This window comes from Candidatus Pelagibacter ubique HTCC8051 (genome assembly GCF_000472605.1).
Lineage (GTDB): Bacteria > Pseudomonadota > Alphaproteobacteria > Pelagibacterales > Pelagibacteraceae > Pelagibacter > Pelagibacter communis_B.
The window spans coordinates 988,083-1,008,457 of sequence record NZ_KI421440.1 but is presented as its reverse complement, the minus strand read 5'-3'; the positions used below and the strand labels follow the sequence as shown (position 1 = coordinate 1,008,457).

The following is a 20,375-nucleotide window of genomic DNA, read 5'->3' as shown; positions in this document are numbered from 1 at the left end:
ATGGCTTCAAGCAGAGATGATTTTGTTATAGCAATACGATCTGCTTTTCTAAAAAAAAGCTACCAACAAAAATTTTCATTACTTACTTTAATTTTTTTATCTTTAGTAATTTTAATTTTAGGTAGTCTAAACTTTAAAACAATTCAATACATAAAGATTGGTATTAATGAAGTAGTATATCGATCTTCGTTTATTGTTTCTGCTCCAGAAAATTATATTAAAAATCTAAATGTAAGAATGAAAGAACATTTTGAGATTTATAATGAATTTAAAAAAAATGAAAATGAATTAAATGAACTAAGAAAAAAAAAATTAGTAAATGATTTTTTAATTTTAGAAAATAAAAAATTACGAGATTTAATTAATGAAAGTTCACAATCTGAGGATATTTACGCAAAAGTATTAATTGATAAAAATAGCCCTTATTTAAAGTCAATTATCTTAAACAAAGGGTCAAAAGATAATGTAAAAATTGGAATGGCAATAGCTGATGATAGTTATCTGGTAGGCAAAATAATAGAGGTAAACTATACCAATTCAAGGGCATTACTTTTGTCTGATCTTAATAGTAAAATTCCAGTATTATTAGAACCATTAGATATTCATGCAGTTTTATCCGGCTCGGGTAAAGATTTTGGTTTAATCGAATATACAAAGGATGAATATAATGAAGAAATTAATGGTAAAGAAATCATAGTCTATACATCTGGTTATGGTGATTTGTTTAAGTCAGGAATGCCTGTTGGTAAAATTACTGAAAACAAAGCAACTGGACAAAATATAGTCAACTTTTTTTCAGATTTTAAACAATTAAATTATATAAAAATAGTTTCCTACAAAACAGGAGTTACTAATTAATGTCTTCTTTAAATAAGAATAATTTTTTAAAATCTTTATTATTCTACTTTCCATCATTTTTTTTGTTTTTATCTGTATTAAATGAAATTGATCTAAACTATTTAGAGATAGAATATTTTTCATTTAATTTTGTTTATACTTTAATATTTTATTGGACTTTGAAAAGCCCACGATACTTAAATTATGGTGCAATTTTTATAGCAGGATTAATTAATGATGTTGTGATTGGGATTCCAATGGGAGTAAGTAGCTTTTGTTATTTACTAATATGTGTTGTTACAGCATATTTAAGAAATATTACTATTACTCCAAATTTCTTAAATGATTGGATATTCTTGTTAATTACAATCTTATTAGTTAACTCAATTCAGGTTATTAGTTTAGATTTAATTTTTTCAATCGAAGTAAGTTATATGAGATATTTTATTAACTCAGGGTTTACATTTATCTTTTACCCAGTTTTTATTTTTTTATTCAATATTTTAGAAAAAAAAATCAAGTTAAAGAAAAATGATTGATCGTAATTTTACAATAAGAAAATCAGATATCATGAATCGCCGAATGTTTATAATTGGTATAGCTAAATTAATAATATTTGGAGGATTAATTACTAGATTATTTTCTTTGCAAATAAATGATAATAAAAAATACTTAACACTTTCAGACAAAAATAGAATAAGAGAGTGGAAATTACCACCCATTAGAGGAAATATAGTTGATTATTTTGGAAATATTATAGCAGGAAATTTAAAAGTATATCAGCTTCATGTTATTCCAGAACAAGTTGAAAATTTTAATTATTTACTTTCAAGATTAAAAACTATTTTAAAACTAAGCAATAAAAGAGTTGAGCAAATAAAAAAAAAGAAGCAACAGTTAAAACCTTGGGAAAGCTTAATTATCTCTGAAAACTTAAGTTGGGATCAATTTTTAGTTATAAATAATTATTTATATGAATTAGTAGGTGTTAAACCTGTCATGACTATTTCAAGAGATTATCCTTTTGATGAAGTTTATACTCACGTACTTGGATATGTTAGCCAACCTAACGAAAATGATCTTTTGTCAAATAATGTCATTAAAGAAAAGTTTGTACCAGGAATTAAAGTTGGCAAATTAGGTTTAGAAAAAACTCTTGAAAACGACTTGATTGGTATAAATGATATTCAAAGATATGAAGTAAATGCATATGGAAAAAGAATTAATCAGCTTGATTATCAAAAAGGAGCACAGGGCTCAAAAATTCGAATAACACTTGATACGGATGTTCAAAAATTATCTGCAGAATTATTGAAAGATAAAGCTGGATCAATAAGTGTAATGGACATTTTTACTGGAGAAATTATTGCAATGTATTCTTCTCCATCGTACAATCCAAATTCCTTTCTTTTTGGTATTAGTCAAGATGAATGGCAATTAATTAGAAATAATCCGTTAAAACCATTAATAAATAAAACACTTTCAGGACTTTATTCTCCAGGATCAACAATAAAACCAATTGTCGCTTTGTCTGCTTTAGAAAATGGAATAATGGATACCAATTTTAAAGTTCAATGTAAGGGTAAAATGGAACTGCATGGCCAAACATTCCACTGCTGGAAAGAAAAAGGACATGGGTGGATGAGTCTGAATAATGCAATGAAACAATCTTGTGATACTTATTTTTATGAAATTGCAAGAAAACTTGGTGTTGATAAATTAAAAGTGACTGCTGAAAAATTTGGATTAGGGAAAAAAGTACTTGGTGAATATTTTGAAAATGAAAAAAATGGTCAATTTCCAGACACTCAATGGAAAATAAACAACCTTGGTAAAGGCTGGGTTCTTGGTGAAACTTTAATAACTGGAATTGGTCAAGGGTATACTCAAACAACTCCAATTCAACTCTGTTTAATGACAGCTCAAATAGCAAATGGAGGTTACAAAATTAAACCTAAAATTTTAACAGATGACAATCGATTAACTTCTGAACAAGTCACTAAAGCTATGGAAAGTAGTAAATTAAACAACTTTTACGAACCATTATTTTTAAATCAAAAAAATATCAAAATTATTCAAGAAGCAATGTTTAGTTCAACTAATGAATTAAGAGGAACTTCATATAAATCACGAATAGATGATCCAAAATATCAATTTGCTGGAAAAACTGGAACTGCTCAGGTTAAGCGTATAAGTAAAAGAGAGAGAGAACTTGATCTAAAAACTTTTCAAATACCTTATAAAGAAAGAGATCATGCTTTATATGTTGCTTTTGGTCCATATATTAATCCGAGATATGCCTTGAGTATTATTGTTGAGCACGGTGGATCAGGAAGTGCTGCTGCTGCACCGATGGCAAAGGAGTTATTTAAGCTTATAATAGATAAACATCAAATTAGGAAACAATCTCCTGATTATAAAGAATTTAATATTTAGATGTTTCAACACACAAGATTAAATTCAGATCTAAGTTTATTTCAAAAAATAAAAAATTTAGATTACATTTTGTTAATTAGTCTTTTTATTTTAGGAATAATAAGTTTTTTTGTAATGTATTCAACAGATGGGGGTGAATTTTTATCACATTCAAAAAATCATCTCTTAAAATTATCTACTTTTTTTATGATGATGTTAATGATTTCTTTTTTTAACATAAAACTTTGGCATTATTTTTCTTATTTTTTTTATTTTTTGATTATTTTATTATTAATTTGGGTATCTATATTTGGAATAAAAGTATCAGGATCACAAAGATGGATAGACCTTTATCTGATTGTTTTGCAACCCTCTGAGCTAATGAAAATTGGAATTATATTGTGTCTTGCAAAGTATTATCATCGAATAAGTATTGAAAAAGTTAATACTTTTTCTAGTATTTTAATTTCTTTAGTTATAATCATCCTACCAATTATTTTAGTTTTAGCACAGCCAGACCTTGGGACTTCAATATTGATTGCTTCAAGTGGACTAATTATATTATGGTTAGGAGGAGTTAAAATTAAATATTTTATTGTTTCTTTTATAACTTTTTTAATTTCTTTGCCTTTTATTATTACTGTATTAGAGCCGTATCAAAAATTAAGAATTTTAACATTTTTAGATCCAGATAGAGATCCTTTAGGTGCTGGCTATCAGATTATTCAATCAAAAATAGCTATAGGATCTGGTGGTTTTTCTGGAAAAGGATTTTTAAATGGAACACAGAGTTATTTAGATTTTCTTCCTGAAAAACATACAGATTTTATTTTTACTTTATTTTCTGAAGAATTTGGTTTTTTAGGATCAATTGGATTAATAATATTATATACGATTATTATACTGAGAGTTATAAGAATAGGAACTATTTGTAGAAGCAGTTTTGCAAGATTATTTTGTTTTGGTTTTGCCTTTGCTCTCTTTATTTATATTACCGTTAATTTATCTATGGTTCTAGGTTTATTACCAATAGTAGGTTCTCCATTGCCAATAATGTCTTACGGTGGATCATCTATGTTAGCAACAATGATTGGTTTTGGTATTGTAATGAGTGCCAAAGTTCATAGTAAGCAGATGATAGCTTAATAATTTTTATTAAAATTATGTATAATTTGTCGCTCTTAAATATTAAATTTTAGTCTGTATAAAACTCTTGTGAATAAAAATTTAAAAATTGGAGTAATTGGTGCTGGAATACAGGGTGTATCTAATGCTTTGTTTTTACAAAAAAAAGGATTTGATGTAACTATTTTTGACCGAGATATACCAGGAAGTCATGTTGCATCTTATGGTAACGCTGGCCATTTTTCTCCTTATGCTTCAGTTCCTCTTAATCGACCCGACGTTTTAGGAGATGTACCCTCAATGCTGATGAGCTCATCAGGACCTTTAGCTTTAAAGTGGAATTATGTACCAAAAATGATTCCGTGGTTTTTAAAATTTATTATGAATTCAACTTCAAAAAAAATGATGCACACTGCAAAAAATATGCATCAAATTTTAGACTTAGCTTTGCCTGCTTATGATGAATTATTCGATGAAATTGATTTAGAGGGTTTGGTTGAAAATAAGGGAATTCTTTATATTTGGAATGATAAAGATTTAAAAAGTAGAGAATTAGAGATTAAGATTAGAGACGAACTAGGTGTTAAGCAACAACTGGTTAATAAAGCAGAAATTCATGATCTTGAACCACATATAAAAAATTTTTATCATGCAGGGGTTTTTTATCCATATGCTAGACATGCAAGAAACCCAAAAAAAATTCTTTTAAAACTTTTTGATCTTTTCATAAAAAAAGGCGGAAAATTTAATAAATTAAATATTAAAGATATAAACTTTGATAATGAGAAACCTGTTTTTAAAACTGAGAATCAAAGTTTTAATTTTGATAAGGCAGTAATAGCCTGTGGGGCATTTTCTAAAAAATTGACAGATAATTTGGATGAGAAAATACCATTAGACACTGAAAGAGGTTATCATGTGCATTTTAAAAATTGTGATCATTTATTATCTAGACCAGTAATATTTTCAAATCGTGGGTTTGGAATAACTCCTATGGAACAAGGCCTAAGAGTAGTAGGCACTGTTGAGTTTGGTGGATTAAATAATCCATTATCTAAATCTAGAATTAAAAATTTGATTGATAATGCAAAATATATGCTTGGAGACTTGCCAGAACACGAAGATGAATGGTTAGGTTTTAGACCATCTTTGCCAGATTTTCTTCCAGTAATGGGACCATCTAAAAATTATAAAAATATTTTTTATTGTTTTGGTCATCACCACCTAGGTTGGACTTTAGGGCCTATTTCAGGAAAGATTGTTTCTGGAATGATTGCCAATGAAAATACCAATTTAGATTTGAAACCCTATAGTTCATTAAGATTTTCCTAAATTTTAAGAGTCTAAAACTACAATTGTTAAATCATCTTTTTGGATATATTTAGAGTTTAATATATTATCGACAATCTCTTGAAGTCTTTCACTATTAGGTTTTTCTTTAAATTTTGTTATATAATTTTGAAATCCAGTTGAGCCAAGTTCTTCACCCTGTGTATTTTTAATTTCAGTAATACCATCAGTAAAAACGTACATGGATGAATTATTAAAACTAATAGTATGCTCTTTATATTCTGTTTTAGGAACTATTCCTAAGGGAGGTCCAGCTTCATTAAAATTTGAAAATTCATTTTGTTGATTTAATATGATTGGGGGTTCATGGCCAGCACTAGATAATGTTAGTTCTTTTAAATTACGATCATAAATTCCAATCAACATTGTCACAAACATCCCTCTAGAAATTGTTTCACAAATTTCATTGTTTAGTTGAGTTAATAAATTAGCTGGTGAAAAATTAGTTTTACTAAGATAACTATATAAACTTGATGCCTTAGACATAAGCAAAGATGATTTAATTCCCTTACCAGATACATCTGCTACACTAAATCCATATTTACCATTACCCAAATCATTAAAATTATAAAAATCTCCTGATACAACTTTTGCAGGAATATTGATACCAGCCAATGGAAAAGGTTCTTTTTTATTTGAAGACAAAAGTGATTTTTGAATTTCTCCTACTATCTCTATTTCTTTTTGAATTTTATTTTGTTCTACCATTTCCTGGGCCATTTTTGCATTTCGAATAGCAAGAGCGGCAGGGGTTGATAATAATTCTAAAAGTTTTCGATCATCTTCAATAAATAGTTTCTCATTTGTTTTTTTATTTAAACAATGAATTACACCAATACAATCGTTAGCTGCAATTAATGGAGAACATAAAACTGAATAAGTCATAAAATTAGTTTTATTATCAAGATCAAAATAAAATTCAGCAATTTCTCTTACATCTTTTCTAACATTTCCAACACGAATACACTTTCTTTGATCAACTGCTTTTCCCATTACTCCATCTTTTAAATTAAGTTGATATTCGTCCAGATGATCTTGATTTAGAGATGCAATACATTCAAATTTATTTGTTTTATTATTTATTAAAAAAATATTAGCTGCTTCAGCATTTAATCTTGTAATAATTATTTTTAAAGCTGTGTTTAAGGTTTCATTTAAATCAAGAGAAATTGCAAACTCTTGATTCATTTTATTCACAATTTGTAGGTCAACATTATCTTGAGCTTCATTTCTCGTTTCTTCAAGAATAGGTTTTTTTGTTTTAAAAAAGAGCATTTTATTAGCTAGTATTTTAACCTTTTTTTGATAAATTTACCAAATATGGAAATCATATTATATTCACCAAATTTTTATGTACATCTTAATGATGCAGTGGTTGTGGTTCATTTGTTGATAAATGGTTTTATTGAATTAGCGGGCCAATTTAAAATATAATTAATATTATTTCTTAAGTGGATTTTATTTTCATCATTTTAATGGGGGGATTGTGGGGTAGTTTTGCTAATGTTTGTATTTATAGGATCCCATTAGACAAAGGAGTGGTTGCAGGTAGATCATACTGTCCTAAATGCAAAAAACAAATTTCTTGGTATGATAATATACCAGTTCTTTCTTATTTATTCATTAAAGGGAGATGTAGAAAATGCAAAAAAAATATATCTAAACAATATCCACTTGTTGAACTTTTAAGTATTTTATCCTTTGGATTAATTTACTTTATTCATGGAATATCTCTTACAACAGTCTTATTTTTAATTTTAGCTTTAGCATTTATAATAATTTTTTTTATAGATTTAAAACATTATATAATTCCAAATAGTTTAACCTTTCCTTTAATGGCATTAGGATTTGTAAAATCATTTGACCCAAATTTAAGTGAATTATTTCCAAATTACATTAACTCTCTAATAGGGGGTATTTTTGGCTATGGGATTATTTGGTTAATTATTTTTTTATATAAGATTTTAAGAAATAAAGAGGGAATGGGGCTTGGAGATGCAAAATTATTAGCTGTAATAGGATTTTGGTTTGGTTGGATTGCATTACCATTTGTAATATTTAGCTCTTCAATAGTGGCATTGCTGGTAGTTTTTCCAAGTTTATTAAATAAAAGTAAAAGATTTTCATCCGAGATTCCATTTGGTCCTTATATTATTATAGGGTGTATTTTGTATATAATCTTTATAGAACAATATAAAAATTTATTATTTGGATGATTGATAAAAAATATATTTATTTTAGTGTAATTTTTTTATTTTTAATAATAATTAAATTTACCAACCCTCCTATTGTTCAAAAAATTTCATTTATTAATTATGATTTTTATCAAAAAGTATTTAATAGAGGTGAAGTACAAGATGTTACTATTGTTGATATTGATGAAAAAAGTATAGCAAAGGTTGGACAATTTCCATGGCGTAGAGATATATATTCTATAATTTTAAAAAATTTAAACCAACACAATCCTAAAGCTATTGCATTTGATATTGTTTTTAGTGAAGAGGATAAACAAAACCCAAAAGATTTATTATTAAAATTACAAAAAGAAAGTAGTCAATTAATAGACATAGAGGTAGCTGATACAAATAAGATTTTTGTAGATAGTATTAAAAGTTCAAAAATTATCTTACCTATATTGGGGGAGCCAAATGATAATTTTGTTAAAAACGACTCTGAACCTAAAGTAAGAATTGTTACTAAGGGAGAAGATCCAAAAAACTTTATATATAAATTTAAAAATAAAATAATTTCTCTTGAAGAAATTAGTAATGCTGCAAGTGGTATTGGTTCAATTTCTTTAATACCTAATATTGATGGCATAATTAGAAATGTGCCTGTACTTTATAATATAGATAATAGAATATGGCCTTCATTAGCTCTTGAAACGGTTCGGGTTGCAACAGACCAAAAAAACTTATTGGTTAAAAGTAATAAAAATGGAATTGAGTTAATTAAGACTAGAAAAAATTCAATTCCAAGTGATCAAAATGCAGTAATTAATATTAAATTTAATAAATTTTCTAAAGAAAATTATGTTTCAGCTATTGATGTTATTAATAACGATTTCGATGAAAAAAGAATTAAAAACAAAATAATTCTTATTGGATCCTCTGCTCAAGCTTTATTTGATATTGTTAAAATTTCAAATGGAAAAACAGTTCCTGGAGTTGAGGTTCATGCTCATATTATTGATAACATTTTAAAGAATGAGAGTATTATTAAGAATATTTATACTCACTTAGCAGAAAATATTATTTTTTTAATACTTGTAATACTTTTGATCCTTATACCTATTAAGATTAAACCAAAATTTAGTATTATATTTTTTGTAGGATCAATTTTTTTAATTAATTTGTCTAGTATCATTATTTATCAATTTAATTTTTATATAGATTTTTTATTTTCAAGTATTGCAGGCACATTAGCTTTTATGACTTCACTTTACTTTAGATATTTAGAGGAAAATTCTATTGCTATTGAAAATGAAAAAAAACAATCAATTTTAAAAAAAGAAAGAGAGATAGCTGGAGAAGTTCAAAAGAAGCTGTTTCCAAATAATAAAAAAATTGAAAAATATATATTTGCACAAAACACACCTGCTAAAGATGTTTCAGGTGATTATTATGATTATTATCAAGTAAACGATAATGAAATTTATTTTATATTAGGGGATGTTACTGGCAAGGGTATTAAAGCAGGAATACTAATGGCAAATGCAGCTGCTGTATTTAGATCTCTAACAAAAATGAATTCATCTGTTGCTAAAACAGCACTTTATATAAACAATCAAGTAAAAGATTCGTCTTATCAAGCAATGTTTATAACAGCAATTCTGGGTAGAATTAATTTAGAAAAAAAAGAAATGGAATTTATCAATATGGGTCATGAACCAATGATGGTTCTTGATCCACAATTTAATTTTGAATATATAAAATCTACTTTACCTCCAATGGGTTTAATGCCAGTTAAAGATGAAAGTTTTTTTAAAACGACAGTGATGGATATCACTAATAAGACTATCTTAATTTACACCGATGGGGTAACGGAAGGCTATATTGACGAAGGTAAAGAGCTTGAAGTTGCTGGACTTGAAAATGAAATTAAAAAGTTAAACTCAACTTCTCCTGAAAAGATTATCAGTCATGCATCCAAAATATTAACTGAAAAAGGTTTTACTTTAAGGGATGATATTACTGCTCTTGGAATAAAAATTTAATATCTAATGACAAAATTATTATTTTTATGTTTAATATTTTCTTTATTAACTGCATTTATAATTATTTATTCATATTCTTTAAATTTTTTTCCAAGTAAATGGAAAAAAAAGATCAAACAGGATTCCTTAGTTGGCCTTGCAATTATCTTTTCATCAATGATAACAGGATTTTTATGGGCTTTTTATTTTTACTTTAAATTATTCTGGTTTTAGACTTAATAGTTTTCTCTCCAGCTATTTCTAAAGCTTTCAATATCAACAGCACCAGAATTAATAGAAACCAAGTCATCTCTTGAACCTTGAAAAGACCCAGCCACTGCTGTTCCAGCTATATTTGCAAATAATTTGTTACCAAATATAACAATTTTTGACAGCACACCTTCTCCAACTAACACACAATCTAAATCAGTATCACTACCAATTCTTTTATTTTGTGGACTACCACATTTTGCGTGATAGTTGCACATATAAGCTAATCCAGTTGTACAGCTATTGACAGATAGAGTTGGTTCAAATACTGGAAATACAACTCTACCACTATGAAGTGTTGGTTCAGCAGTTACTTTTCTAGCATTATCTAAATGAACTACCCAACCTAATTCAGCATCACCAGGGCACAGATCACCATCAACATCAGTAGTAGTATCACTACAATTAGTTAAATCATCAATATCTCCACCATCATTCACATTTCTATAAAATGGAAAATCTATATCTTTTATTCCTAAAAGAACATTGTCCACTATAATAGGTGGAACAGCAGTATCATCATCTTTTGTAGTTAATCTTTCATAATCACCAGTACCAACATACATCCATAAATTGTTTGATCCTTTATTAAATCCCGCATCCATTGAATGATACATATATCTTCCATTTTGTGGTGTAGCACCAACATTAAATAATGTGGTACTATCATACATTTCTATTGGTAGATTTTGATTATCAAAGCTCATATTTGTTAAATTAAATTTAGTAATTTTTCCCTCAAGATCATTTAAGTAAACTAATCCACCGGTGAAATTAGTTGTAACCTCTTCTGAAGTTACAACAACTGGATGAGCGGGCGTAGAATTATGAATAGAATTATCTAGGTCTTCAATTTGTATTTGTTTTTCAATTTTTGCAAACAATTCATCAACTGGATCTTCTTCAAGATTAATAACAAATAAATTTGATCCAATTTCAGGGTTGTTTGCACCAAATCCACCACCTAGTACAGCTGCATAAATATCGTCCTCAATATTATCATCTCCAGCACCGTCATTAGGTATTCTTAATATTCTAGGTGAAGACCATGTTTCACCAAGTCTACTATAGTCATATCCTGGTTCTGATTGCACTCCCAGTAAAGCACTTCCAGCAACAAAACTTATTCGTAAATCTGAAATACTCTTATTTGGATCATCATAAGTAAGAAATGTCATATCATCACCAAAGGTAAACACAATATCTCCAGCACCATCGTAATTTATATTAAAAGCATTGTACTGTACTCCATCCTTCATAACTTTAAAGTCATCTTTGGTCAATCCAGGAACTTTAGGGTTAGTTTGAAGGGTCCAAACATTTGACTCATAACAGTGTTCTGTTGGAGTAGCTTCACAAGTTTGACCACCTACGGGTGGACTAGCATTAGCATTTGATGTTACGGTAATAGATTCTTTTAATTGATTTATTGTATAAGAATGACCAATATATTCAAGCTGATCATGTTCACCAAGGTGATTTATAATATGAACAATCTTTGTGGTAGAGTCATTATAAACTGAAAATAAGTGAAGAGGGCCATCAGGATCTGTTACATCTAAAATAGAAAAACCCTTTCCTCCTCTGCCATAAGGTATCATTAAAATTGTATGCCAAGCCTTAGCAGTACCAAGGGGTGATTTAAAAAACATGTCATGAACAATTGGCGAGCCATCTACACCATAGATTGCATTGGTTCCCCCACCAGCACTTTTGTTTAATGCTTTATCAACCATTGTGGGTATAGTGCCTGCTAATAAAGGAGGAATAAAGCCCCATTCTTCTACACCAGTAACTGCATTAAATGCATGCAGCATACCATCATTACCACCCACATAAACTATCTCTTTTCTATCTTTATTATCTTCTTTAAAAATATCATAATCATTATTAGATCTCCAATAACCTTCTTGGGTTTCATTTGAGAAAGTTTGGTTAGCATTTGGCGGTCCCACTGCTAATAATTCTGAATGGTAAAAGTCTCCTAAATAAATTTTATTAAGTTCGTCGTCTAACCTTGGATCTGTTAAATTGCAATCTGCATTATAATCGAAATAATCTTCTCCTCTTAAAAAATTAATAACTCCTCTAAGGTCATCAGCATTTCCATCTGCAACACCTGCAGTACCTGCACATCTTTGAGTATCATCTGGTGAACCAGATACACTATGATAATCTTGAACTTCAAAATTAAAAATTCTAAAAATACTTGCTATGTCCTCAGCATTGGTATCTACAAAATTATTGTAGTCAGTTTTATAATCAGTATTCGGGATAACAGACCAAATTTTTCTATCAACTGGATTGGGTAATACTTCTTTTGCATCCCAATTACCGGGATCATTCTCAATTAAATTACCATTATCATCTATTGCGGTTCTAATTAATTGTCCACGCCATGATTGGTTTGGTTTATGTTTAAATGATGATTGAAAAAGTGAATTTGTATCTGCGTTTGGGGATATCGACGGAGCAGTAAAAGAAAAATTGGAAGCAACAATTTGCGAAATTTTTGATCTTAATTGAGTTTTTAGAGAACTGGGTGTATTAGCGAGTATTACATCCTCTGTCCCCCCAGCATCAGCAAACTGTTCAAATTCATCTAAGTCGCCGCCACTAATACCGCCACCATATGCAACTATGTGAGTTTTTATATCGTGAGTATTGTTTAAACTTGAAATTATACTTAGAGCATTAGTAATATTGTCTGTAAAAGCTCCATCACCAATAACAACTATGTGAGTATTTTGACAGTCAAGATCTGCATCAACAGGTGATAGTGCTCCTAAGTAATAATCATTAGCAAGATCGGCAAATGATTTAGATACAGTAGAGCCTCCATTTGCATTAATAGTAGGAGCGACCACATTAATTCTTCCAGCTCCTTGTCTATGAACTCTTACTTTTAAAGAATTTTTATCATGATCAGGTATTGGTGAACCAGTAGTAATATCTCCAGTCCATCCAGTAAAACTTGCACCAGACTCAGACCAAACTCCAAAACCAAAATCAACATGAGAAGTTAAAGAAGAGTCAGTTACTATGTCTTGGATTGCCTCTACTGCCCCAGTCATTCTAGTTATAGTTTGCCCACCACCTGACTCTTTTACAAACTGCATATCAAAGTCAATAACGTGCATTGAATGTTTACAGCATCCTCTGCTTACAAAATGAAGTTGATTATTGGCAGTATCAACATCAATCCCATATGGATAATCTACATTAGTTCTATTGGGGCTTGTTGTTGAAGCAACATTACCGCTATAACCAGCACTTGCTTTAACTGTTGATGCCATACCACTTAATGAGGCATTTAAAGTAAATTTATAAAATTCGTCATTATAATCAGGAATATATATTTCGGTGTCACTTCCAGGTTTAAAAATAAATCCATGATTAGTGCTTACTCCAGAAGTACTAATTGAATTGCTTCTTGATGTTTCTGGGCAATTATCACCTTGAATTTGATACCTTTTTAAATTGCCCGATCTATGAAAATATAAATTAGAACCTGAAGAATCTATTGCTAAAGCCTTTGCATTTTTACCATCATCCTCTAAATCTCCACTATAACTACAGCTAATAGATGAAGGTGTTACATTAGATAAGTCAAAAACTAATATCTCGTTACCAGTTGCATATAAAATATCATTTTTTATATCCATTGATATTGGATTATCAATTGCAACTGACCAATCACAAGTAGCAGGCGCACCTGTTAATGTGAGTCTAAAAAGTCTATCTTTAGAGTAATCAAGCACATATAAGAAATTACCATGAACTCTAAGTTCTTTAATATCTCCCATTTCACATGTTCCTGAATTATTAAATGTCCATGCATCATCAACCGACATATCGTCGTACTTCACTCTAACAATTGAAGATGACATACCAACATAAGAGTTTCTGGTTGCACTATCTACAGCTACAGCTTGAGGTTTAGTTATACCGCCAGTACTAACGGTTGAGTTCATGCTACCTGATTTATCTAGTAGTATTAAAACATTAGCCGGAATATCACCAGACCCTGTTCCAGGCGGCAAACCTTTAGCAAATACATTATTGTTAAATATAAAAAATAAAATGAGAATTTTGATTAAGAATAATAATTTCATATAATATTATCTTTTAATTTCACCTTTTTCTATTTTTGAAATAATAAGTTTCATTTTATCTCTAAACTTTTTGTTAGTAATTAAAAGCTCTTCTTCAATTAATTTAAATTGATTTTTTAATCTTGAATAAACAATTATTTTGCCATTTGTTTTCCATGAATTGAAATAATTATAAATTTTAGGGTTTTTACCTGTATCAAAATTGCCATAAGTTTGTTTGACATAATTCATCAATGTTAATTTATTTGAAGCAGAGTTATCTTTATCATTATTTACTGAAACCTTAATACTAGCAAGTTCGTTATCTATAAAAGTATAATTTATATTTAATTCTTCACTTGAAAATTCATTAGGACAAATATCTTTTGATGAAATAAAGTAATTTATTAATTCTTTATTAGTTTGTTCATTATTTTCTGAAGAATTAAAATCTACAAATTTTTTTATTTTAGAAATATTTTGACCAATCTTGATTTTAAAATCACAAGAAGCAAACGAAAAGTTTGAAAAATTTATTACGAAAAAAAAGGTTAATATTAATATTTTATAAATCTTACCATTTTTCATGATGAGGGTAATATAACAACACTTTCAAGGGTAACAACAGTTTGATTTTCAGCATTCTGATCTGGATTATAAATGCCGCAGCCATATATTCTAAAGGCTATTCCATTTCTATTAGAACCTGAGCCACCACTGCCTCTTTTTATACTAGTTCCAGTACCTTTAAATTTTGCAGGTCCCAATCTTGTAATGAAATATTCATAATGAAAATTATTTAAAAAATCCTGATCATTACCTGTTGGAATATTTGATGCCGTTAGAAAAGTACCAAAATTAAAACTTAAACCTTCAGACACTGCGGGTGATGCTGGGACTAAATCAATTACCTCTAGATCAGCTGGCAAATTACGAAAACTATTTATACAAATGTTACCATTTGTTGTAGAGCTCATTTCCCCAGTAAATACTGAGTTTAAGTTATTTGGTAAATTTCTTAATGTTAAGTTTCTCGAAGCCGTATTTGTTCCTGTATCCCATTCTAAAGGACCTCGATATTGATCAAATAAATATTCTTCACCTTCTAGTAAAGCCATTTCTGCCACATAAAAAGTCTGTTGCTCAACATCGACTAGATTATTACTTTTATGATCTTCAGAAGTAATTAAAATTAAAGATCCTCCCATTAAAGACATGGCTAACAATAAAACTAATGACAAAATTAATGCAAAACCTTTTTCTTTTATCTTTCTCATTCTAATCCAATATTTCTAGTGTTAACTGAGAGAACAACGGTCTCTCTTAAAAACAGATCACCAATTATTGTTTCATCATCACTATCAATATCAAAAACAGTACGATCTTCTCCGTCATTAGTAGTTGTATTTTTGTAAAAGTTTTTTCTTGACCTTGTTGTTAGTGCAATTTCTACAGCTCTAATATCATCAACTCTTAATCTGTTTGCATTTCCAGCATCATTTTGAGGAGGAGGATCAATAGCTTCACCATTTACATCTTTAACAATGAAAATTAAATCATCAACATAATCTGTAATGAGTTGTTCAGGATAAGAGTTATTAGTATTTGAAACCCATCCCCCATTTTCTAATTCTTCTTTTTGTTTATAGATCGCATTAGTATTTTCAACAACTCCATTTGGGTTCAACAGTTCTGAAGCTCTACAAAAGTAAGTAACTCTATATCTTGTATACTCTTCATCTCCATTACCATCAAGACTGGCATCTCCATAAACAATTCTAATATGGTCACAATCACTAACGATAGTAGCGTCAGGTCCACCTCTACCTGGTGTAACGTTAATAGGCTCATCGTCGTTCAGTATGTTATCTTCAAAAACTCTAAACCCAGCTTGCCTAATATCTCTCATCATCATACCCATAATATTTCTTCCAGTTTGAGATGCTTTTGCTTTATCTGTAACTTGTGAATAAGAATTATTGATAGCTGTATAAGAAGCATACATAGCTCCCATAATTATTATCGAAATAACGATACCTATTAAAATTTCAATCAATGTAACTCCTGAATGATTTTTTAACTTATTCATTAATGTATTCTAAAATATAAATTTTTAGATTTAGTACCAAAAGTAATTTGAAGTTGACCAAAATACATTTTATTTAAAATATCATTATTTTGATTTGAACACTCTGTATTATCTCTACAAATTGTATATGTGTTTAACCTTTGACTGTTTACAACTGCTGGATTACAGTTTAGACGTCTTTGCGAAAATCTATTATCCCAAATATTTACAATATTTACCTCTGCATTATTTTCTGAGGCAGCAATTCCAGGACCTGCTGCACAACCAACCCCTTCCCAAAAAGCATTTCCTGGTCCTAATCTATTATCAATTAAAGCATCATATAGTTTTTCAGAAGTGGCATTTTCTGAATTTTTATAAGCATTTAAATCTTCTAAAACCATATCAGCTAAATAATTTATTTTTGTTCTTTCACCTGAAACATCGATTGAACTTACCGAATATGTAACCATTTGAAAAATTGCAATAAAACCAACACTAATAATTGCAGTTGCAACCAATGCTTCTAAAAGAGTTGTTCCTCTTTGTTTAATTAACTTTATTGCATTATCCATTCATTACCTGAACTATACTTAAATTTGCTAACATTACCAAATCTTGACCAAACTACCATATAGGCTGGTCTTTGAGGGTTGATATCACAATCATCATCAGAAGAACAAAAAATTAAATAGTTAGCGGTCGTTACATTGTCACTAGTTACAAGATCATCATTATCATTAATATCAGTTGTAACACTATAATTAGAGGCATCTTTAGAAAAACAAATTGCATTTTCATTTTCAAGGTGAACAAATACGTCAAACGTAAGTGTGCTTACAGTTTCATCCCAATAAGTATTGTCAGCTGTATCACAGGTTAAAATTCCTCCACCATTTATCAAAGTGTTAATTGATCTTTTATTTTTCCCTTTAGCTTGAACTCTGACAGTATCATCATTTTGAGGTGTAATTAATATTTGGGTAAATGGATAAACACCTCTTTGAGTTTGAGTATTTAAAGTTGTAATTAAGCTAGCAGTATTTTCACTAGCGTTACGAACTTTTCTATCTACACTCCAAGTTATATAATTTGGAATACCCACAGCTGTTACTGCTCCAATTATAGCTATTACAACTATTAATTCTAATAAAGTAAAACCCTTAGTGTTCAGATTTTGCGTCACCTGGATTTATTTTTCCACTTTGTACTAATGCTTCTATAGATTTATCCATTGTAATCATTCCATCTTTTACAGAGGTTTGCATGACACTAGGTATTTGATGAATCTTTGCTTCACGGATTAGGTTTTGAACAGGTGCTGTACATTTCATAATTTCAAACGCAGCACATCTACCTTGTCCATCTTTTGTTTTTAATAATCTTTGAGTGACTACCATTTTTAATGATGTCGAAATTTGTGCACGAATTTGTTCTTGTTGGTCAGGTGGAAATACATCAATAATTCTATTGATTGTAGCAGGGGCACCACTTGTATGAAGTGTTCCAAATACCAAGTGACCTGTTTCAGCAGCCGTAAGTGCTAAACTAACTGTTTCAAGATCTCTTAACTCTCCAACCAAAATTACATCTGGATCTTCTCTCAATGCAGCTTTTAAAGCATTAGCAAATGATTGTGTTTGTTTACCAACTTCTCTGTGAGAAATAATACTTTTGTCATCTTTGTGAATAAATTCAACTGGGTCTTCAACAGTTAAGATATTGTGAGTTTTAGTTTTATTAATTTCATTTACAATTGCTGCAAGCGTTGTTGATTTACCTGAGCCAGTAGGTCCAGTAACTAAAACTAAACCTTTATGAAAATCTATAATATCATATAAAGAAGGTGGCAAATTAAAATCATCCATACTAGGAATTTTACTTTCAACTCTTCTTAACACTGCAGCAGGACCGTTAATTGTTTTATAAAAATTCGCTCTAAATCTTAGTCCACTTAGCATCACCGCAGAGTCTAATTCGTGAGTTTTTTCAAATCTCTCTAGTTCAACTTCATTACAATTCATAGACAATAAATCCTTTAGATCTTGAGCAGTTACAGGAACCTCATTGACTTTAATTATCTCTCCTGTTTGTCTATAAGCCATAGGCGAACCTGATCTTAGATGAAAATCTGAAATTTTATGATTATTTTTTGCTAGTTCTTCTAATTTTTCAAACATATACTAATTTTATATACTTTATAACTTACAACTCTAGTAATAAATATTAAACAATACTCGGAGCTCACAATGGGTTTATTTTTTAGTGCAGAAAGAGTAGATTCGTGTAAAAGTTGTCTTATATAATAATGAAAAATCCACTATCAAATTTATTTAAAAAAAAAACTTCTGAATCAAGAGCAGAGGCACCTGTTAAAAAATCTAAAATGGATTTTAAAGTTATTTTAGAAAAATTTTTTAAAAAACGACTTGGTAATAAAGCAAAAGGTGAAGATGTTGTTGGCGTAGAGCTAAGTGGAGGTGAAATAAGGTTGGCTCAAATTAGCCAAGGTGGTTCAGGAAAATGGAATTTAAACAATTTTTATGTTCATAAAATTGAAGGTATGCCTCAAGATGGAAATATAACTGAATTTCCAGAAGTTGTATCTGAGCAATTAAAAATAGCGATTGAAAAATCAAAAATTACAACAACTAATGCAGCTGTAGCTATTCCTGTAACCTCAGCAATTATAAGAGTTGTAACAAGCCCCCTCATGACGGATGAAGAATTAGCTACCGCAATTAAATCAGACTCACTTTGGGAAAACCTTGTTCAGTTGACAGATAATTTATCTGATTACTCAATATTTCATCAAGTAGTCAATAGAAATCAGACTGCAAATACTATGGATATTTTATTTGTTGCTTCAAAACTATCTGATGTAAATGCTTATACATCTATAATAGAAAAAGGTGGCTTAAATCCTGTTATAATTGATGTAAAATGTTTCTCATTAAAATCTGCAGTAGATCAAATAAATCAAATTTCATCTGGCTCTGAAGAAGAAAATTTAACAGTTCTATTAGAGTTTGGTTTAGATGAAAATTATGTGATGATACTTTACGATAACAATCCAATTATAACAGACATTTTTATTAGAGGTCAGGATAGAGAAATATTGATGAACTCAGATAACCTAGAAGATATAGATGGGTTAGTAAAAAGATATGTCAATCAAGTTAAACAAGCCATCCAAGATTTTGAAACTAAATATGAAAAAAGAGTTCGAAATATTAGAATAATTTCAAATTTAGATAAAATAGATAGTTATTTAGAAAGTTTTAGAAAAAATTTAGTTAACACTGGTTTTGTATTATTTGATCCAATAAAAGATTTAAATGTTCAATCTCAATTAAAAGAGAGAGTAGAGCAAACAAATAGATCTTATTTCACATCTGTAATTGGATTGGCATTTAGAAAACTAGATGTCTTTGGATATTATAAATTTGTTACTGCAGTAAAAAACATTAACTTACTTCCAAATCGAGACAATATTATTGCAGAGAAAAAAGCAAAATTTTTTTCAAATTTTGCATTTAAAGGAGCAGTCAGTATTATAGCAATAATCTACATTATATTATTTTCGATCTCATTTTGGCAAATTACAGATTTGAATAAAAAAATTGTTAATTATGAGAAAATTGTAAGTGCTCATAAAGCCACCGATAAGGAAAGAAAAAAGTATAAAAGTGAATTGGGAAAAATGACCAAGTCATTAGATCTTAGTAAGTCGATAAAATCAAACAAAGTTATAAGCTTTAGAATTTTATCTCAAGTTGCTTCATCTGTACCTAGAGGTGTAAAATTTACTTCAATTGATTATGACGGTAAAAAAAGATTGATTATTGAAGGTTCATCAGCCAATGATCAAAATATCTTGCAATTAATTAGAAATTTAAATGGTAAAAAACTGATTAAGCAAGCAACACTTGCAACCATGAGCTCATCTAGTTCTGGAAATACATCTGATGGTAAAAATTTAAAAGGATTTAAAATTATTAGTAAAATTAAATAAAAAAAA

Annotated in this window: 16 protein-coding genes; 8 read left to right on the top strand and 8 right to left on the bottom strand. The window is 29.1% G+C overall.

Annotated elements, in window-relative coordinates; translation table 11 throughout:
• From mreC to F754_RS0105450, 5 genes are all read left to right on the top strand, one after another.
• Positions 1-858 (top strand): rod shape-determining protein MreC, encoded by an 858-nt coding sequence (mreC, locus tag F754_RS0105470; protein ID WP_023648916.1) that lies wholly within the window; start codon positions 1-3, stop codon positions 856-858.
• A complete protein-coding gene (mreD, locus tag F754_RS07630; RefSeq protein WP_023648915.1) occupies positions 858-1,376 on the top strand; it encodes a rod shape-determining protein MreD in 519 nt (172 codons plus the stop codon). The genes mreC and mreD overlap by 1 nt, the downstream gene beginning before the upstream one ends.
• Positions 1,369-3,273: a penicillin-binding protein 2 gene (gene mrdA / locus F754_RS0105460; protein WP_023648914.1), complete on the top strand. Its 1,905-nt coding sequence runs from the start codon at positions 1,369-1,371 to the stop codon at positions 3,271-3,273. The genes mreD and mrdA overlap by 8 nt, the downstream gene beginning before the upstream one ends.
• Positions 3,274-4,398 (top strand): rod shape-determining protein RodA, encoded by a 1,125-nt coding sequence (rodA, locus tag F754_RS0105455; protein ID WP_023648913.1) that lies wholly within the window; start codon positions 3,274-3,276, stop codon positions 4,396-4,398.
• 69 nt (positions 4,399-4,467) lie between these two features.
• Positions 4,468-5,709 carry an FAD-binding oxidoreductase gene (locus F754_RS0105450; RefSeq protein WP_023648912.1) on the top strand — a complete coding sequence of 414 codons (1,242 nt, stop codon included), beginning with the start codon at positions 4,468-4,470 and terminating at the stop codon, positions 5,707-5,709.
• Positions 5,710-5,712: 3 nt separating this feature from the next.
• Here the strand turns inward: F754_RS0105450 and F754_RS0105445 are convergent, their stop codons facing one another.
• Complete coding sequence (locus tag F754_RS0105445) at positions 5,713-7,002, bottom strand: SpoIIE family protein phosphatase (protein WP_023648911.1); 1,290 nt, start codon at positions 7,000-7,002, stop codon at positions 5,713-5,715.
• Positions 7,003-7,202: 200 nt separating this feature from the next.
• On the opposite strand from F754_RS0105445, the gene F754_RS0105440 reads away from it, so the two are divergent.
• Together F754_RS0105440 and F754_RS0105435 are read left to right on the top strand one after the other, a co-directional pair.
• Complete coding sequence (locus F754_RS0105440; RefSeq protein ID WP_155242599.1) at positions 7,203-7,943, top strand: A24 family peptidase; 741 nt, start codon at positions 7,203-7,205, stop codon at positions 7,941-7,943.
• Positions 7,940-9,943: a CHASE2 domain-containing protein gene (locus F754_RS0105435; RefSeq protein ID WP_023648909.1), complete on the top strand. Its 2,004-nt coding sequence runs from the start codon at positions 7,940-7,942 to the stop codon at positions 9,941-9,943. Before F754_RS0105440 ends, F754_RS0105435 begins: the two co-directional genes overlap by 4 nt.
• A gap of 215 nt (positions 9,944-10,158) precedes the next feature.
• Here F754_RS0105435 and F754_RS0105425 read toward each other — a convergent pair whose 3' ends face one another.
• Genes F754_RS0105425 through F754_RS0105395 form a run of 7 tightly spaced genes read right to left on the bottom strand, consistent with a single transcriptional unit; the run spans position 10,159 to position 18,534 of the window.
• Complete coding sequence (locus tag F754_RS0105425) at positions 10,159-14,307, bottom strand: hypothetical protein (RefSeq protein ID WP_023648907.1); 4,149 nt, start codon at positions 14,305-14,307, stop codon at positions 10,159-10,161.
• A 6-nt stretch (positions 14,308-14,313) separates the two neighbouring features.
• Entirely contained in the window at positions 14,314-14,874 is a 561-nt protein-coding gene (locus F754_RS0105420; protein WP_023648906.1) for a hypothetical protein, read from the bottom strand.
• Positions 14,871-15,563, bottom strand: a complete 693-nt coding sequence (locus F754_RS0105415) for a hypothetical protein (protein WP_023648905.1) — start codon at positions 15,561-15,563, stop codon at positions 14,871-14,873. The genes F754_RS0105420 and F754_RS0105415 overlap by 4 nt, the downstream gene beginning before the upstream one ends.
• Complete coding sequence (locus tag F754_RS0105410) at positions 15,560-16,375, bottom strand: prepilin-type N-terminal cleavage/methylation domain-containing protein (RefSeq protein WP_023648904.1); 816 nt, start codon at positions 16,373-16,375, stop codon at positions 15,560-15,562. The genes F754_RS0105415 and F754_RS0105410 overlap by 4 nt, the downstream gene beginning before the upstream one ends.
• On the bottom strand, positions 16,375-16,929 hold the full coding sequence (locus F754_RS07695) for a hypothetical protein (protein ID WP_023648903.1): 555 nt from the start codon (positions 16,927-16,929) through the stop codon (positions 16,375-16,377). The genes F754_RS0105410 and F754_RS07695 overlap by 1 nt, the downstream gene beginning before the upstream one ends.
• Positions 16,914-17,540 carry a prepilin-type N-terminal cleavage/methylation domain-containing protein gene (locus F754_RS0105400; protein ID WP_023648902.1) on the bottom strand — a complete coding sequence of 209 codons (627 nt, stop codon included), beginning with the start codon at positions 17,538-17,540 and terminating at the stop codon, positions 16,914-16,916. Before F754_RS0105400 ends, F754_RS07695 begins: the two co-directional genes overlap by 16 nt.
• Positions 17,518-18,534 (bottom strand): type IV pilus twitching motility protein PilT, encoded by a 1,017-nt coding sequence (locus F754_RS0105395; protein ID WP_023648901.1) that lies wholly within the window; start codon positions 18,532-18,534, stop codon positions 17,518-17,520. The genes F754_RS0105400 and F754_RS0105395 overlap by 23 nt, the downstream gene beginning before the upstream one ends.
• Positions 18,535-18,662: 128 nt before the next feature.
• Here F754_RS0105395 and pilM point away from each other — a divergent pair, with 128 nt between their 5' ends.
• Entirely contained in the window at positions 18,663-20,369 is a 1,707-nt protein-coding gene (pilM, locus tag F754_RS07620; protein ID WP_051332835.1) for a pilus assembly protein PilM, read from the top strand.
• The last annotated feature ends 6 nt before the right edge of the window (positions 20,370-20,375 follow it).

Bases quoted from the DNA above. Each gene is read 5' to 3' on its own strand.
- F754_RS0105420 (WP_023648906.1), bottom strand. From the start codon at position 14,874: ATGAAAAATGGTAAGATTTATAAAATATTAATATTAACCTTTTTTTTC.
- mrdA (WP_023648914.1), top strand. From the start codon at position 1,369: ATGATTGATCGTAATTTTACAATAAGAAAATCAGATATCATGAATCGC.
- mreD (WP_023648915.1), top strand. From the start codon at position 858: ATGTCTTCTTTAAATAAGAATAATTTTTTAAAATCTTTATTATTCTAC.
- F754_RS07695 (WP_023648903.1), bottom strand. From the start codon at position 16,929: ATGGATAATGCAATAAAGTTAATTAAACAAAGAGGAACAACTCTTTTA.
- F754_RS0105435 (WP_023648909.1), top strand. From the start codon at position 7,940: ATGATTGATAAAAAATATATTTATTTTAGTGTAATTTTTTTATTTTTA.
- F754_RS0105415 (WP_023648905.1), bottom strand. From the start codon at position 15,563: ATGAGAAAGATAAAAGAAAAAGGTTTTGCATTAATTTTGTCATTAGTT.
- F754_RS0105395 (WP_023648901.1), bottom strand. From the start codon at position 18,534: ATGTTTGAAAAATTAGAAGAACTAGCAAAAAATAATCATAAAATTTCA.
- F754_RS0105425 (WP_023648907.1), bottom strand. From the start codon at position 14,307: ATGAAATTATTATTCTTAATCAAAATTCTCATTTTATTTTTTATATTT.
- F754_RS0105445 (WP_023648911.1), bottom strand. From the start codon at position 7,002: ATGCTCTTTTTTAAAACAAAAAAACCTATTCTTGAAGAAACGAGAAAT.
- F754_RS0105410 (WP_023648904.1), bottom strand. From the start codon at position 16,375: ATGAATAAGTTAAAAAATCATTCAGGAGTTACATTGATTGAAATTTTA.
- pilM (WP_051332835.1), top strand. From the start codon at position 18,663: ATGAAAAATCCACTATCAAATTTATTTAAAAAAAAAACTTCTGAATCA.
- rodA (WP_023648913.1), top strand. From the start codon at position 3,274: ATGTTTCAACACACAAGATTAAATTCAGATCTAAGTTTATTTCAAAAA.
- F754_RS0105440 (WP_155242599.1), top strand. From the start codon at position 7,203: ATGGGGGGATTGTGGGGTAGTTTTGCTAATGTTTGTATTTATAGGATC.
- mreC (WP_023648916.1), top strand. From the start codon at position 1: ATGGCTTCAAGCAGAGATGATTTTGTTATAGCAATACGATCTGCTTTT.